Raw genomic sequence first — 15,627 nt, 5'->3', positions numbered from 1 at the left:
ATGGTATTATTTCAACTATCGATTAATTTTATTCATACATTAACCATGATAGAACGTATTCATTTAGCGATTATTCGCGAGGTTGAACGGCAGGGTTCACTCACAGCCGCCGCAGAGAAGTTATTTCTGACGCAGTCTGCATTAAGCCATTCCATGAAAAAACTGGAGCAACAACTGGGCACGGATATCTGGCTGCGCGAAGGCCGCAGTTTGCGCCTGACCCAGGCCGGGCAATATATGCTGGCGGTCGCCAACCGGCTGTTGCCACAACTTTCACTGGCTGAAGAACGCTTGCGCCAGTTTGCCCAAGGCGAGCGTGGCACCTTGCGCATAGGCATGGAGTGCCACCCGTGTTATCAGTGGTTACTGAAAGTGGTGTCCCCTTATCTGGCGGACTGGCCGGATGTGGATGTAGACGTGAAACAGAAGTTCCAGTTTGGCGGCATAGGCGCGCTGTTTGGCTATGAGATTGATATGCTGGTCACACCGGACCCGCTGTATAAACCCGGCCTGGTGTTTCAACCCGTGTTTGATTATGAGCAAGTGCTGGTGGTGAATAACCAGCACCCACTGGCAAAGGCTGCCTATGTGGTGCCAGAACAGTTAAGCAACGAAACACTGATCACTTACCCGGTCGAGATAGACAGACTGGATATTTATAACCAGTTTTTGCAACCGGCCGGCATTAGCCCGCACGTGCACAAACCGATAGAAACCACCGACATCATGCTGCAAATGGTCGCCAGTGGCCGGAGTGTCGCGGCGTTGCCGCGCTGGCTGGTGGAGGAATATCAAAGCCGCTTTGATGTGACGCCAGTACAACTAGGGAAACAAGGCATCGCCAAACAGATTTACCTGGGCATACGCGAAACAGATGTGCAGATTGATTATGTGCAGGCGTTTATTCAGCTGGCGAAGACCAATGCCACACACTCAGCATGACTGAAGCGCATCCGCCGCCATATTCAAACAGGAAAAGGTATTAAATCCCTTTGATATCTTTCCAGTCCAGCTCGATCACCTGGCCGGGGCCGGCATCAATCAAGATATAGAATGGCCCTGCCGGACGTGGAAAGCGGATACGGGAATGGTCATCCAACTTGCCGGAGAACAATGTTTTTTCGTTATAGCTAATGGCTTCTACCAGGGCATCGTCCAGCGGATGGCCATCCGACTCGCCGCCTTCGCAGACGATATTCTTGGCCTCGACCCAGCATTTTCCAATCGGGATATGTACACCATGCGCCTGCACAGGCAAGCACACCATCAGCGCGAATAACATACCGATACCGGCATACAGGGAGACAAGCCGCATATTATTTTTTCTCCTGAATAAATCGCGCGGTGGCGGGTGACAAGCGTTCGATCGCGAACGCCTGCTGGTAAACCTCGCCCGTTTTGCTCTCTACCGTGAGCCAGAGTTGATCTTGCAGCCTGGCTGCCGGCGGAATGTAAATGGCCACTTCACGCGTCCATCTTGCACCATGGAAAGCTAGCCCGGCCGCACGCAGTGAACGTGGCTTGCGGATCTTGAGATAAGCGGCTCGGATCTCGCTGTCACAAGACTCACAAAAACGCAGGTGAAACTCCTTGACCGGGGTGTTGCCTGCAAAAAACTCGGGGCCGTCGTGGTTTTCTTCGGCGATGACAAAGGTCCAGGGACCTATCTGTCCATGGATGGCATCTTCACGCAATACCGCCTGTTCGGACATTTTCCAGGCATTGAATACTACCCAGGCGGGCAACCCGATTAATGCCAATAGCAATACGACACGCGCAACCCCCGGCAACGGCCAGTCAGGATAAGGCGGCAACGGTTTTTCTTTACGGGCAGCGTGTTTGGGTTGCAGCGGCCACCACGGCAGCAGAAATACCAGCAGCATACCGGCAGCACTCAGTGAGCCTAACAGCAGCACCGGGCCGATATTCCAGTGCCAGCCTGCCACGCCTAGCCCCAGTGCGACCGCCAGCAAGCCCCAGCCCAGCCAATAAAGTATGTTTCGCTGAGCAATATTCAGCATATGCCCGGTCAGTTCGCGGCTATGTTTTTCCATACTCATCGCCAGCGCGGCAAACCCGGCCAGGGCAAACAAGAACACACCGATGTAAGCCATCATCATGATGCTGCTCCCGGCATCAGCCACCAGCATAACAACCACGATGGCAGCGCAGCCCCTATTAGCCACAGCCAGATATGCATGACGCTACGCGCTGCAAATACCCAGAGCACCACCGCTGCATAGAGGACAAAACTCAGCATGGTAGCCGCCAGTGTCGCTTCTGAACGGGACACAGGCAGCAGCAAGGCCAGGAGCACAGATAATGCAGAGGTGAGCGCATAACCCCCAATGATGGCGGCCAGGATACGCGAGGCCACCATCAGCCGATAGCGCGCCAGCTTGCTGAGTTTCATGGCAGTGATTTTCTTCATGACCTGGCTTTCTGCTGCAACCAGCGCTTGTTGAGCTTATAGGCGATGTAGGCAAAAGCAGCGGCGAATCCCAGCATGGTCAGGTCGAAGCCTGCCAGCACCCAATCGCCGTGCGGCAGCGAAACGCCCAGGTGTTTGTCTGTGGTCAAAACATTCAGCACAGGGATCAGCCCGAACGCCGCGGCTGCGATCAGCAGACTTTCCAGCCAGGCACGCTTGAGCGGGCGCAAACCCACGTAGATAAACATCCAGCCCCAGGCGGCAAACAGGCAATGGATCTCCCAGTTGGCGCGGTCTGCCATCTCTACCGGCAATAATCGGTTCGCCCAGAAATACATGGCCACGGCCACTGGCAGGCCGACGATGGTGCCTACATTCAGCGCTTCTACCAGGCGATGACCCAAGCCTGGCAGGTTTGCTTGCTTTCCAGTATCACCATGTTTCCCTACATATTGATTGCGGCGCTTGACTGTCCATAGCACCAGCCCGGTGCCTATCATCGCGCAACCCAGCACGCCAGAAAGGAAATACAGCCAGCGCAACCACCAGCCGGCGAAGTGCCCCTCATGCAAAGCCAGCATCACATTGCGTGTCAGCATGGTGGCATTCGTTGCATGGTCGAATGTGACAGGTGCACCGGTGACCGCATCAAAGCGCAACTTGGGCGGGAAGCCACGATTCAGCATAGACGAGTACCAGGCCATGACTTCTACATAAGGGCCTTCATTGACCGGGTGCCGCAATGTCACCATCGCCACTGGCATCTCCGGCCCCCAGGCAGCCTGGGCAGTCGCGATCATCTTATCCACGTCAGCCACAGGGCGTGTGACCGGTGTGAACACCTTATCGACTGAGTCGCGTTTGAATAGCTCGTCATATAACTGGCGCAATTGCTTTTCTGAACTGCCATACATGACATCTTTCACCGTAGGCATGTATTGAAAGGTGTAAAACACCAGCCCGCTGTAAGTGATCATGATGAAGAACGGCAACGCCATCACGCTGATGACATTGTGCGCATCCAGCCAGCTACGCTGCCCCTTGCCGGGACGAAACGTGAAAAAATCCTTGAAGATTTTTTTGTGGGTGATGATGCCGCTGATGATTGCCAGAAACATGAACATGGTACACACGCCGACAATACGGAACGCGATCTCGTAATCGATGTAATGCAGCGCATAGTGCATCTCATACAGCTCCCAACCGCCGCCCGTTTCTCTGCCTTCTACCGGCTGCTCATGCGCCCCGGTGAGCGGGTCAATATTCTCGTTGCCATTACGCCCGCGCTCCTGGCCAGGGCGTGGCATCTCCTCCCAGCCTATCGCGGCTTCCCGGTCGTTACGCTCGGCGACGCCACGATGTGGCAAGGTGACACTCCACATCCTGGCATTAGGCGCCACCTGCGCCAGCCTGTCGAACGCCACTTTCAGCACCTGTGCCGCGGGCACTTCTACCACTGGTTTGGCTAAGGGCAGCTCCGGCTGCATCCAGCGCGTGATCTCGGCGTTCATGTAGCCGGTGGAACCGGTCACGAACATAAAAAACAATACCCAGCCGACCAGCAAGCCTGCCCAGGTATGTAGCCAGGCCATGCTCTGGCGAAAACCATCTTTCACAACAAATCCTTGTTCTTTTCAATCAAAAAGCGGATAGCAATCCTATCCGCCTGAATCTCTCACTGCTGCCCGCCACTTCAGCCGGGGCAACAAGTTAAATTTAGCCTTCTTACATGTAATGACACGCGAGAATTAAAAAAGGACACCTCAACCTGCAAAAAAATTAATTTTTATCTGGTTGATTGATTATTCAGTACCTGTTGCTGACAAAACCAACACTGGTACACAGATCGTCTTCCATAAAAATGCCCTCCTGATGTCAGCCAGGAAGGCATGTTTACCCACATGTGCGACTAGAAAGTATATCTGGCCGTGACTCTGGCGCTTCTGGGTTCACCATAGCTTTCCCAGGCCCAGTTGGCAGAGGAAACGCCGCGGTAATAAGTCTTATCCAGCAGGTTGTTGATATTGAGCTGGAAATCGAGCGCCTTGCTGGCTTTGTAGCCGACGATCAGGTCTACCAGCGTATAGGCTTTCTGTTCAACATCATCCGTGGTGCCTGCTTCTGAGGCGATGGTGTAAATGCGGCTTTGACGGTATACGTTAGCGCCTACCCGCCAGTCTGACCAGTCGCCAAGCAAACGGTACATGGTGGTTAATTTGAACATATGCTCGGGCGATAAGGTATTGAAGCGGTCACCTTTATCATAGCTGTCATCCTTGATGTACTCGGTATTGGTGTAAGTATAGCCAGCGCCGATCTGCCAGTTGGGCTGCAATGCGCCCTGCACTTCCATGTCCACGCCGCGGCTGCGTACTTCGCCACTGGCTTCGGCACAGCTGGTGCCTACCGTACACTGGCTGACATCCCTGACCGCGCGCGAGCGGTTGTTCTGGTTGATCTGGAACACGGCCACACTGGTGTTCAGCGCCCCATTCAGGTATTCACCCTTGAGCCCCAACTCGTAGTTTTCGCCATCGATAGGTCTGATTACATTGCCATCGCGCCCGAGACTGCTTTGCGGGCTGAAAATATCGGTAAAACTGGCATAGAGTGAATGCTGCTCGTTGATATCGTAAATCAGCCCGGCATAACGTGTGACATTGCGCACCACTTCATAATCCGAGTTGTTGCGGTAGTTATCGAAGTCATACCAGTCCAGCCGGCCACCTAATATCAGTTTCCAGTCATCGGCCAGATTCAGGCGGGAGGTCACATACACGCCGTCTTGCTGTATGCGTGTATGCCCGGTGTTCGCATAAGGCAGCGCCGGTTTGGCCAGGGCGCTGCCACTCCAGTTATAGATATCGGTATTGCTGCCGAAGTAGGTGGTCCGGTAATTGTTAGGGCTGGCGTCGAACTGGTTACGGTTGCCGCCAAATGCCAATTCATGCTGGCGCCCGAACAAATCATATTTGCCGTTCACCACCAGGTCATAGCTGGAGGCTTTGTTCTCCTGGTCGCCACGCCAGGCCATCAGGTCACGGCTGATCGTGCCGCCAGTGTTGGTGGTGCGCATAAAAGTACCAACGCCATCGGTGTGGTTCCACATATAAGTGGTGCTTAATCTGAACTTCCAGTCCTGATTGAAACTGTGTTCCAGAATAGCGAAAAGACTCTTGTTTTCCTGGTCCAGGTATTCCCAGTTATTCGCCAGGCTGACGGAGCGGTTCAGCCTAACATGGCTGCCATCCGGGTTGACTGGCAGGCCGCCCCACCATGATCCGTCGGTCCGGTCTTTCTGGGTAAAACTACCCACTGTCAGTTTAGTTTTGTCAGAAAGATCGATCTCGCTGATGCCATACAGCAGGTGGTTTTCATAGCCCTGCCCGTCACGGAAACTGCCCGAGTCCTGCACCGAAGCCACTACACGCCCGCGTACCGAAGCGGCTTCGTTCATCGCGCCGCCCAGGTCGAGGATGCTGCCATAGTTATCCCAGCTGCCAGCGTAGGCAGTGACAGAGCCCTTGAATTCGCTGGTCGGCCGTTTGCGTATCAGGTTAATGGCTGCCGAAGGATTGCCTGCGCCCTGCATCAAACCAGTTGCGCCACGTACGACTTCAACCCTGTCATACATGGCCAGGTTAGCTTGTGCACTGGGGATGTAAGAGGACCATGGCGCCAGCGAACCGTCATACATGATATTGCTGACACCAAATCCGCGCGCCTCGAAATTGGGGCGCCCGGTACCATCTGCATTGCTGAGAAACACACCAGGCGTGCTTTTGACGACATCCGTGATATTGAGCATGCCCTGGTCATCCATACGCTGGCGTGTGATCACGGTCACGGCTTGCGGTGTCTCACGGATAGACAGTGGCAGGCGGGTCGCAGTACTCATGGACTGGGTGGTGTAAGAGTCGCTGCCTTCGGTCAGTGACTCGTCCTGCGTTTTATCTGCCACCAGGACTTCCGGCAAGGTACTGACTTGCTGGTCAGCCGCCCGCACGACAGTGAAGCTGTTGTTACCGGTGTCTTTGAGGATCAGGCCAGAACCTTGCAGCAGTTTTTCCAGCGCCCGGCGCAATTCATATTTCCCCTTAAGCGCAGGTGCTGTGTGCTTTTCAGTCAGGTCAGTAGAAAAAGAAATTCTTTCGCCTGATTTCAACGCCAGTGCGTTAAGGGCCTGATCCAGCGACTGGCTCGGGATATCCAGTTCCAGCGGTGCCGCCTGGGTGTGCATGGCCGCTGATAACAGCAGGCCTGCCAAGGTTAATTTGAATCCGGCCAGATTGTTTTGCCGGGCATGTTGATGCATAGAAAACATGAAACTCCCCTATCGGTTCACCTTCTGAATGAAGGTTTCATTAGGGTTGGCACTTGAAACAAAAAAATGTGTAGGTCGTTGCAGAATTTTTTTTATTCAGCACTCAGGAGGGCTGCTTGTGGACTTTCCTGATCAGCACTTCGCCATCGGCTGTATGGGCTATTTCAACCGGCAGGCTCTGTACCAGATCCTGAATCAGTGTTTCCACTGCTCCGGTGTCATAGACGCCAGAGACACGTATGCCTGCCGCGGCCTGATCAACCTGTATGGTCATGGCACTGTAGCGCTGAATTTCGTTGACTACCTGGCGCAATGGCGCACCATTGAACACCAGCTTGCCCTGTTGCCAGGCTGCTTCATGATCCAGGTTGATAGGGTGCACATGGCTCAGGGTGCCCAGTTGTGATTCTATCGCCTGCCCGGTGGTGAGGATCTGGTACTGGGCTCCGGCATTCACCTCAACCGTCCCCTCCAGCACCGCCACGCGCACACTGTCGGCTTTCAAGCGGACGTTAAAACGGGTGCCTATATCTTTCACGCGTACATCTCTGGCCAGCACGCTGAAAGGCCGCCAACCATGACTCACGGCAAAAGCCGCTTCCCCCTGAACCAGCTGCAATTGTCGTGTGCGTATATGCTGCTCCACCCTGAGGACACTATTGGTATTCAACACCACGCTGCTGCCATCCGGCAGCACATGGCTGGCTTGCTTGCCTATAGAGGTGGACAGGGTTTCTACCTGCCAGGCCGGATCTATCACTAACGTCGCGATGGCCAGCAATAAAACCGCCGTGCCGATGCTGCGACTCTTGGCTTTTTTACGCTTGTGGCTCAGTTGCTTTGCTTCCTGCAAGATCGCATCACTTGAAGGAAACAACGCCCGTAATTCGTCTTCGTAAGGTGAAAAAACATCTTTACGTACAGCGGATGCTTGCGGAGATGCCGCTTGATTTGCAGGTTTGCTCACGATTGATCCCCCCAGCGCGATTGATAATACTGTTGCAGTGGCGGCCATTTTTCGGCGATCTCACGTATCGCCCGGCGATAATGCTGGGTGACCATGGTTCTAGAAATATTTAGTTCTGTGGCAATTTGCTGCTGGCTGAAGTCATACAGCCGGTGCAGTAGAAACACCTGGCGGGCACGCGGCGGCAGGCCTTCAATCACCGCATGCAGGCTGAGCACATTTTGCTTGAGGGCCAGCAGATACTCACCTGACTCTGCATGCGCATAATCAGGCAGTTCGTCGACCACATCGATATATTCGGCACGCAGGTTTTCGCTACGGATGCGATTGAGCGCGCCATTGGTGGAAGCTTTGCGCAGATAGGCCAGCGGCTGCTGGATCTCGAGCAGGATAGGGCGTTCAATCAATTTGACGCACAAGTCATGCACCACATCCTGTGCAAACTCACGACCGCCGAACTCACGTCCTCCAAATTTGCGCCTGACATAATCGATCAGGTCATCGTAATGGGTGGTTAAGGCATGGAGCAAAGAAGGATATTTGGGCTGTTGCGACAACGGGAGATGGCCAATCATGGATAATCAAAACAGCCTTAAATGATAACGATTATCGTTTAATATATCCAGCTTTTCTTCAGAGTGCCGCCATAACGATCAATATCACGAGATCATATTCAGCAATATTGTCATGATGGCCTTGGATGAAAAACACCTGCGCTGTGTCTATCCATGCTAAGCAAAAACCAGGCAGCGCCGGCATATCCGGCCACCATCACATCTCTAATTATTTATTGCACCTGCAATAATTGCGCTCGCAAACTATCAATGTCATTTTGCTCGCCACGCACGGTGAAAAAAGCACCCTCGTCTTCTGAGCGCTCATTCAATACCTGGCAAGTGGCGTAGATTTTTCCGCGTAACTGTTGTGCTGTCCAGGGCAGGAAAATCTCGGTTTCTACCAGGTCCTGCTGGAAAAAATCAACAATCTTCTGGCGCAGGCTCGCCACTTCATCGGGGCGGCGCGCACTCATCACGATGCAATCCGGATATTTCAGGCGCAGGGCAGCCTCGCATTCGGCTTGCGCCGTGGCGTCACCAACAAAATCTATCTTGTTAAATACGCGGATACGCGGCACCAGATCAGCGTCGATCTCTTCAAGCACTTTATCTGTCACTTCCAGCTGACGCTCAAAACCAGGGTCGCTCGCATCGATCACATGTAACAACAGGGAAGCATCCAGCGCTTCATCCAGCGTCGATTTAAAAGAAGCCACCAGGCCATGCGGCAGGTTTTTGATAAAGCCGACAGTATCGCTGACCAGCACGCGCGGCACACTTTCCGGATACAAAGCCCGCACCGTGGTATCCAGCGTGGCGAACAGTTTATTCGCTACCAGCACCTCGCTACCTGTCAGTGCGCGCATCAAGGTCGATTTGCCGGCATTGGTATAACCCACCAGGGCGACACTCGCCATGGTCTGGCGCTCCTGGCGGCGTGCGCGTTGTGTTCTGCGTTCGCCGTCCATGACGATGATTTCCTGTTGCAGATCGGCGATGCGGTCACGGATCTTGCGTCTATCCAGTTCTGTGTGCGATTCACCTGCCCCGCGGCCACCCGCCCCGCTGCGCTGACGCCCTTGCGGACCTGCCAGCTTGGCTGCCTCGCGTAACCGTGGCGCCATATAGCCAAGGCGGGCAATCTCCACCTGCGCGCGTGCGGCGCGTGAGCGGGCATTGCGGTGAAAAATCTCCAAGATGACCATGGTACGGTCCATCACCTCACAACCCACTTCGATTTCAAGATTGCGCGCCTGAGCCGGCGAGATTTCGTGGTCTACCAGTACGGCTTCTATCTCGGGCAAGTCTGCATCCGGCGACAGTGACGCTTCTTCTACCGATTCATTATTTACATAATGGCGAATTTCTTCGCGCTTACCTATCCCAAGATAACCGGTGGTATCAAAGCTAGCGCGCTTCTGCACAAATGTGTTTACGATTTTGTAGCCCAGCGTTTTTGCCAGCTCGCGCAGTTCGTTGAGAGAGGCTTCAAACTCCACATCGCTGACATTTGGCAGTTGGACAGCTGCAACAACGGCATGTCTGACGGGCTCTTTTACTTCATTTTGCATTAGGGGATAGCATCGCTTGAATGGGAGAGGCTAGATAGTACCCGTAAATGCGAGCGTCACCATCATGCGGATTTAGATAAAGTCGAAAAAATGACTTTCACCAATGTCATGGCAGACAAAACGTTGGGCGCATTCAGCTTAGTCAACTTTAATAAGATGGATTAACAATGTATTGAAACAAAAAAGACGCACTGTTACCGCGTCTTTTTTACTAAGCCATCATTTATCTGGTTTTATCGATTAGCCAGTAATACCCCATCATCAACAGCGGGGTAGCGATGGCGGCCCATGATAGCCAGTGCCAGATGCCTGTGCCCAACAAGGCAGACAATAAACCAAACCCGGTCAGCAGGGCGAGCACGATGGGCCAACCCCATATGTGGATAAAGCGTTTATTCATGATGTCCCCCTAACTGCTTGCGCATGCTTTTGCTCCAGCTCGCTGATGCGCTGTTCAGTATGCTGTCGCCGCTTGATCCAGAGGTATAGGCCACTGACCAGCACCACGATCGTCACCAAGTCTAATAATGTCCACAAGACTTTCAGCGGCAAACCACCGTAATCACCAAAATGCAGGGGCTGTGAAAGCAACAGGGTTTTCACGTACCAGGGCATTTCTCTGGTATCGGTCAATTTTGCCGTTTGCGCATCAATCAATGCCGGGCGTAACAAACGTGAAGTGACCGGTGTGTTACCTTTTAAGAACACGGTGTAGTGATGCGGGCTGGAGAACATGCTGCCGGGAAAAGCGACAAAACTGACATGCATCTCCGGAACCGCCGCTTTGGCGGTCTCTATAGAGTCTTGCAGCGAACCCAATTGCGTGGGTGGCGGTAACCCTTTGTAAGGTGCAATCATTTCTGCCATCTGGTCACTTTGCCAGACAAATATCACGATCTGGCTCAGGGTATTGATCGCGCCTGTGATCCCCACCACCAGTGCCCACACTAACGTAGCTACCCCCAACAGGTTATGGATATCCAGCCATTTCAGCCTGGCCTGTTTCTCCCGGCGGATTGTGCCAAATGCCAGGCGCCGCATGAACGGGTGATAAAGTACGACTCCGGAGACGATGGCAGCCACAAACAGCAGCCCCATCAGGCCCAGGAACAGCATGCCGGGTATGCCGGCAAACATATCCACATGCAGTTTAAGCATCACATACATGAACCCACGGTCAGGCGGTGGTGCGTCCAGCACTTTGGCAGTGCGGGTATCTATCAGCACGATATTGGAATCATCAGGCGCAGCATCCATGGTTTTTGCCATGGAAACCAGGGTGACATTGGGGTGTTCATCCTGCTCCCAGAACATAAATCGGATCACATCCTGAGGCCGCTGCTTTTTGGCGGCCTCCGCGACTTTGTCCAGACTGATATTCGGCGTACCTTCCGGCATGGCTGGGGCTTCCACCACACCAACCAGGTGCTCGATTTCTTCGTGAAAGATCAAGGGCAAGCCGGTGATGCACAGCATCAGTAAAAATGCTGTGCTGATCAGGCTGGTCCACTTGTGAATCAAATACCACTTGCGGATACTCATAAGATGACTTCTTTAGCTGAACCTGACACCGTGTGATTAAAAGTCTGCCGTTGCCGACAACAGCAGCGTGCGCGGCATGCCGAGGTAGATATAACCTTCATTCGAAGTATTCCAGTAATCGCGGTTAAACAGGTTCTCGATATTGGCACGTATGGTCACAGGCGTGTCATGCAGTTTGGCTTTGTATCTGGCACCGATATCAAACCGGGTAATGCTTGGGATAGACAGGTTATTCGCCTGATCCACATACTGCTTGCTGGTGTAAATCACCCTGGAAGTCAGTGTCAGACCGCTGACAGGTACCGGATCCCATTCGCCACCCAGACTGACCTGCCAGTCAGGCACTCCCACTGCCGTATTGCCATCAAAGGCACCGCCCTGGGTTTTGACCAGTTTGCCTTGCGTAAAGGCGCCACCGCCAAGTAAGCGCACCCCTGGCACGACTTCGCCAAACACGTTCGCTTCCACACCGCGATTGCGCTGCTCGCCACTGACGCTGAATGTGTTCGCAGTCGTCACCGCACTTGGGCGCTCTATTTCAAACACACTGACGGTGGTGGCGATTTTGCCCCAGTCCATTTTCACACCAGCCTCTTTTTGCTTGGTCTTATAGGGTGAGAATGTTTGTCCGGCATTGGTAGTACCTACCGGCGCGACCTGACCCTGGCTTAAACCTTCAATGTAATTGGCATACAAAGAAACGCGCTCCCACGGCTTGAAAACTACACCCGCCACTGGTGTGACTTCGCCCTGATCATACTTGGCACCTGATTTATCACCAGTCGGCAGGCTATAAGCCTGTTGCTCTACATTCTGGTGCCTAGCGCCCAGGGTGATTTGCAGAGTGTCATCGAGGAAAGACAAGGTATCTGCCAGAGCATAACTGGTCAGTGTGATAGCACCGAACCTCACCATATTGTCACTCAAGCCCGAGGTGCTGGGCGTGCTGATATACACGGGTGAAAAAATATTGTTATTGATATTGCCAGAGACCGGCACAAAATGAATGTTGGTGTTTTGGCTGACCTTGGTGACACCGGCACTGACCTGATGTCCTACCGGACCGGTGCTGAATTTGAAGCGGCCACCGCCTTCAAACGATTCTGATTTCACTTCAAACAATTGCCACATGGCCGTAGAATTAAAGTTGCCATTCGCACTGGTCAGTACCGGGTTGCCGGCAACGGCATCCATCTGGCTATTACGGCTACCTATGCCGGCATAGACCATGATCGCATCCGTGATGTCATATTCACCACGCAAGACCATGGAGCGGTCTTTCATTTGCGAATGGCCATAACCCGGGTAGTTCAATTTATTGTCAGGCGCCCTTGGCATGCTGGCCAAAGCGGCATCTGCCGTAAACTGGCGTACCACCACGTTAATGGTTTCCTGCTGGTTGATAAAATCAGCAGTCACCCGTAGCTTTTCCCCGCGATAATCCAGCGCCAGGCTACCCATGAATTCTTCCAGCTTCTGGCGATCGATCGCGGTATCGCCTTTGCGGTACATGCCGTTCAGGCGGACGCCAAAGGCATTATTTCCACCAAAACGGCGGCCTAGATCGGCGGTACCGCCAAACACTGAGTCACTCATGTAGGTGACACCAAAGCGGCTCAAAGCCTCATCCGCAGCACGTTTGGGCACGATATTGATACTGCCGCCTACGTTGCCACTTGGCGGCATGCCATTCAGCAATGAGCTAGGGCCTTTGAGTACTTCAATACGTTCTGCCATTTCGACCGGCACGCGGAAATACGGCATCAATCCATACATGCCATTTAAAGCGATATCCTGGCTGGCAACCGTAAAGCCGCGGATGGAGAAATCTTCATTGATATTGGTACGCGCACTGGTTTGCCTGACCGAAGGGTCATTCTGCAATACATCGCCGATACTGCGTGCCTGCTGGTCAGCGATGATGTCTGCGGTGTAGTTGGTGACATTAAACGGGACATCGAGGAAATCACGCTGCCCCAGTATGCCAGCCTGGCCCTGACGCGCGACCTGTGCCCCGGCATATACTTTGTTTTCTTCTTTCACTTTTGCATCCGCCACCACCACTTCGGGCAATGTATCGACGCCGCTGGCCACAGGTGATGGTAGTGTCGCTTTCTGTAATTTATAGCTGCCATTCTCCTGCGTGACTGCCTGCAGGCCACTGCCGCCCAGAATGGCATTCAAGCCAGGCAATACGTCATATTGCCCGTGCAAGCCACGGCTTTGCTTGCCCTGGGTCAGCTTGGCATCAATCACCAGCAATATGCCGGTTTGCTTTGCATAAGCATTGAGTACCTGATCCAGCGATCCGGCGGCGATATCGAAAGCCTGGATAGATGCCTGCGCCTGTTGCGCCGCTTCCGCATAGGCACGTGGCATATACGCCACAGAGACCAGGCCGGAAAGCAGGAGCAAACCAGCAAGCTGGCGGATACGGAACACAGGCAATGTCGCCTGATGTTGAACTGAGTGGGGCATGGATATTTCCTCGTTGAAAAAATAGTCTTCTCTCCTATCCCGAACGAGAAAATAAAAGTGCTACACCTGAAGCGATTTTTTTTGTATCAAGGCAGATCTAAACCGCATGTACCGTCACCCAATAACTGGAAAAATAATCTATCCGCAATGGCAAAGCTTGTAATAAAGATTGCAATACCCTATCTGTATCAAGCAACGGGAACACACCTGAAACCGCCATATCCGCCACAGTTTGATCATAGCGGATCACGCCGGAACGGTAGCGGCTCAACTCATCGAGGAAAGCACCCAGGCGCATTTGTTCTGCGACCAGCTTTCCATCCAGCCATGCGCTTTCATTGGTAGTCGGCGTTAGGTTTGTAACGCTGTCGTTGGAAAACCCTGCCTGGTGGCCACTGGCAATGACCAGGCTAGGCGCCCCGCGCTCAGGACGCAGTTTCACTTGCCCTTGGTGTACCGAAACCCTGGTTTCATGCGGCTTGAGACGTACATTGAACTGTGTGCCCAATGCCTGCGCTGTGCCATGTGGCGTCTGCACCAATAACGGCCTCAGTTCATCAGCCGCGGTGCTGATAAATATCTCGCCCTGTCGCAAAATGAGCCTGCGCTCATGGTCGCTGTAGGCAATATCAACAGAAGTTGCCGTATTCATCATCAGCTGACTGCCATCCGCCAGCATGATTTTTTCTTGCTGCCCGGTATGTGTGCGGTAATCAGCCACCAGCGTTTGCCAGTTTTCACTATTGCGCACCAAGGGTACTGTACCGGTGGTGACCACAGCCAGCCCCAGCATCTGCAATAAGCGACGTCTTTTGGCGGAATGTGTTTCATCTTTGAGTAATGCAATCGCGCGGTCAGGCACCAATTGCAGTTTTTGCTGCATCACCGCGATTTCACGCCAGGCCTGTTGATGCAAGTCACTGGCAGTCAACCACTCCTCAAAAGATTGCTGCTCAGCCGCAGTCACTTCACCAGACCACAACAGGACCTGCCATTCCAACGCCTGTTGTTGCACACCTGCATAATCGCCCGAGTGATTCATGGCACGGGGTTGGTTCATACTAACTCCATGCAGGCGAGTGTGGCCTTGAGCATATATTTACGGACGGCGGCGACAGAAATATCAAGCCGGTCGGCGATTTCACTATAGGTGAGGTGTTCGAAGCGAGACAGCATAAATGTCTCACGGACTTTGCCTGGCAGTTGCCCCATGACCTTGTCAAACTGGATCAGTGTTTGCAACACGATTACCTGTTGTTCGGGAGAAGGCGTATCGACTGATGGTAGTTGCAACAGCCACTCCTGGTATGCCAATTCAAGGCGCTGACGCCGGTAGAGGTCTATCATCAGGCCTTTGGCGATTTGCGTGAGGTAGGCGCGAGATTGCTCTGGCAAAGGTCTTTTTTCTGAAACGATCAGGCGTACAAAGGTATCTTGCGCCAAATCAGCCGCCGCGTGCTGACAGGAGAGCTTTTTTCGCAACCAGGCTTTTAACCAACCATGATGATGACTGTACAAATGATGCAATTGCTGTTGTACAGTTGGGTCAGACATTGACATAACTTGCTTTTAATAAGAATCATTATCAATGATACTTAACTTTAGCCAGTCTAAGCAATAGTTACCACAGCAACAGAACACCTGCTTACATATTTGATCAACGAATTAACAACATCACCGATTTATCAGCAATGCGTTTAACCCGGGCTCTTGGCAAGAATAGAGCACTCGGAGAGAACACACGAACGCATGCAGGC

The 15,627-nt window shown here is 53.1% G+C and carries 14 protein-coding genes; 1 reads left to right on the top strand and 13 read right to left on the bottom strand.

The features are described 5' to 3' along the window. The first annotated feature begins 45 nt into the window (after nucleotides 1-45). Complete coding sequence (locus tag ACTS9Y_RS10605) at nucleotides 46-942, top strand: LysR family transcriptional regulator (RefSeq protein WP_442585894.1); 897 nt, start codon at nucleotides 46-48, stop codon at nucleotides 940-942. Nucleotides 943-982: 40 nt separating this feature from the next. Here the strand turns inward: ACTS9Y_RS10605 and ACTS9Y_RS10600 are convergent, their stop codons facing one another. The 13 genes from ACTS9Y_RS10600 to ACTS9Y_RS10540 all read right to left on the bottom strand — a co-directional run bounded on the left by ACTS9Y_RS10600 (nucleotide 983) and on the right by ACTS9Y_RS10540 (nucleotide 15,424). Then, nucleotides 983-1,315 carry a hypothetical protein gene (locus ACTS9Y_RS10600; RefSeq protein ID WP_442585893.1) on the bottom strand — a complete coding sequence of 111 codons (333 nt, stop codon included), beginning with the start codon at nucleotides 1,313-1,315 and terminating at the stop codon, nucleotides 983-985. Nucleotide 1,316: 1 nt separating this feature from the next. Further along, entirely contained in the window at nucleotides 1,317-2,120 is an 804-nt protein-coding gene (locus tag ACTS9Y_RS10595; RefSeq protein ID WP_442585892.1) for a DUF3325 domain-containing protein, read from the bottom strand. Further along, complete coding sequence (locus ACTS9Y_RS10590) at nucleotides 2,117-2,431, bottom strand: hypothetical protein (RefSeq protein WP_442585891.1); 315 nt, start codon at nucleotides 2,429-2,431, stop codon at nucleotides 2,117-2,119. The genes ACTS9Y_RS10595 and ACTS9Y_RS10590 overlap by 4 nt, the downstream gene beginning before the upstream one ends. Beyond that, nucleotides 2,428-4,047: a PepSY-associated TM helix domain-containing protein gene (locus ACTS9Y_RS10585; RefSeq protein WP_442585890.1), complete on the bottom strand. Its 1,620-nt coding sequence runs from the start codon at nucleotides 4,045-4,047 to the stop codon at nucleotides 2,428-2,430. The genes ACTS9Y_RS10590 and ACTS9Y_RS10585 overlap by 4 nt, the downstream gene beginning before the upstream one ends. Nucleotides 4,048-4,340: 293 nt before the next feature. Continuing rightward, nucleotides 4,341-6,755, bottom strand: a complete 2,415-nt coding sequence (locus tag ACTS9Y_RS10580; protein WP_442585889.1) for a TonB-dependent siderophore receptor — start codon at nucleotides 6,753-6,755, stop codon at nucleotides 4,341-4,343. Between the two features lie 103 nt (nucleotides 6,756-6,858). After that, nucleotides 6,859-7,722 (bottom strand): FecR family protein, encoded by an 864-nt coding sequence (locus ACTS9Y_RS10575; RefSeq protein WP_442585888.1) that lies wholly within the window; start codon nucleotides 7,720-7,722, stop codon nucleotides 6,859-6,861. After that, nucleotides 7,719-8,297, bottom strand: a complete 579-nt coding sequence (locus ACTS9Y_RS10570; protein WP_442585887.1) for an RNA polymerase sigma factor — start codon at nucleotides 8,295-8,297, stop codon at nucleotides 7,719-7,721. The genes ACTS9Y_RS10575 and ACTS9Y_RS10570 overlap by 4 nt, the downstream gene beginning before the upstream one ends. Nucleotides 8,298-8,509: 212 nt before the next feature. Further along, complete coding sequence (gene hflX, locus ACTS9Y_RS10565; RefSeq protein WP_442585886.1) at nucleotides 8,510-9,850, bottom strand: GTPase HflX; 1,341 nt, start codon at nucleotides 9,848-9,850, stop codon at nucleotides 8,510-8,512. Between the two features lie 223 nt (nucleotides 9,851-10,073). Then, a complete protein-coding gene (locus tag ACTS9Y_RS10560; RefSeq protein ID WP_442585885.1) occupies nucleotides 10,074-10,250 on the bottom strand; it encodes a hypothetical protein in 177 nt (58 codons plus the stop codon). Further along, nucleotides 10,247-11,392: a PepSY-associated TM helix domain-containing protein gene (locus ACTS9Y_RS10555; RefSeq protein ID WP_442585884.1), complete on the bottom strand. Its 1,146-nt coding sequence runs from the start codon at nucleotides 11,390-11,392 to the stop codon at nucleotides 10,247-10,249. Before ACTS9Y_RS10555 ends, ACTS9Y_RS10560 begins: the two co-directional genes overlap by 4 nt. 36 nt (nucleotides 11,393-11,428) lie before the next feature. Continuing rightward, complete coding sequence (locus ACTS9Y_RS10550) at nucleotides 11,429-13,870, bottom strand: TonB-dependent siderophore receptor (RefSeq protein WP_442585883.1); 2,442 nt, start codon at nucleotides 13,868-13,870, stop codon at nucleotides 11,429-11,431. A gap of 97 nt (nucleotides 13,871-13,967) precedes the next feature. Beyond that, nucleotides 13,968-14,930, bottom strand: a complete 963-nt coding sequence (locus ACTS9Y_RS10545) for a FecR domain-containing protein (protein WP_442585882.1) — start codon at nucleotides 14,928-14,930, stop codon at nucleotides 13,968-13,970. Next, complete coding sequence (locus ACTS9Y_RS10540; protein ID WP_442585881.1) at nucleotides 14,927-15,424, bottom strand: sigma-70 family RNA polymerase sigma factor; 498 nt, start codon at nucleotides 15,422-15,424, stop codon at nucleotides 14,927-14,929. Before ACTS9Y_RS10540 ends, ACTS9Y_RS10545 begins: the two co-directional genes overlap by 4 nt. Nucleotides 15,425-15,627: the final 203 nt, after the last annotated feature.

It is taken from the genome of Methylophilus sp., assembly GCF_052173275.1.
Classification (GTDB): Bacteria; Pseudomonadota; Gammaproteobacteria; order Burkholderiales; family Methylophilaceae; genus Methylophilus.
The sequence above is the reverse complement of the archived record's forward strand: the minus strand, read 5'-3'. Positions and strand labels throughout refer to the sequence as shown.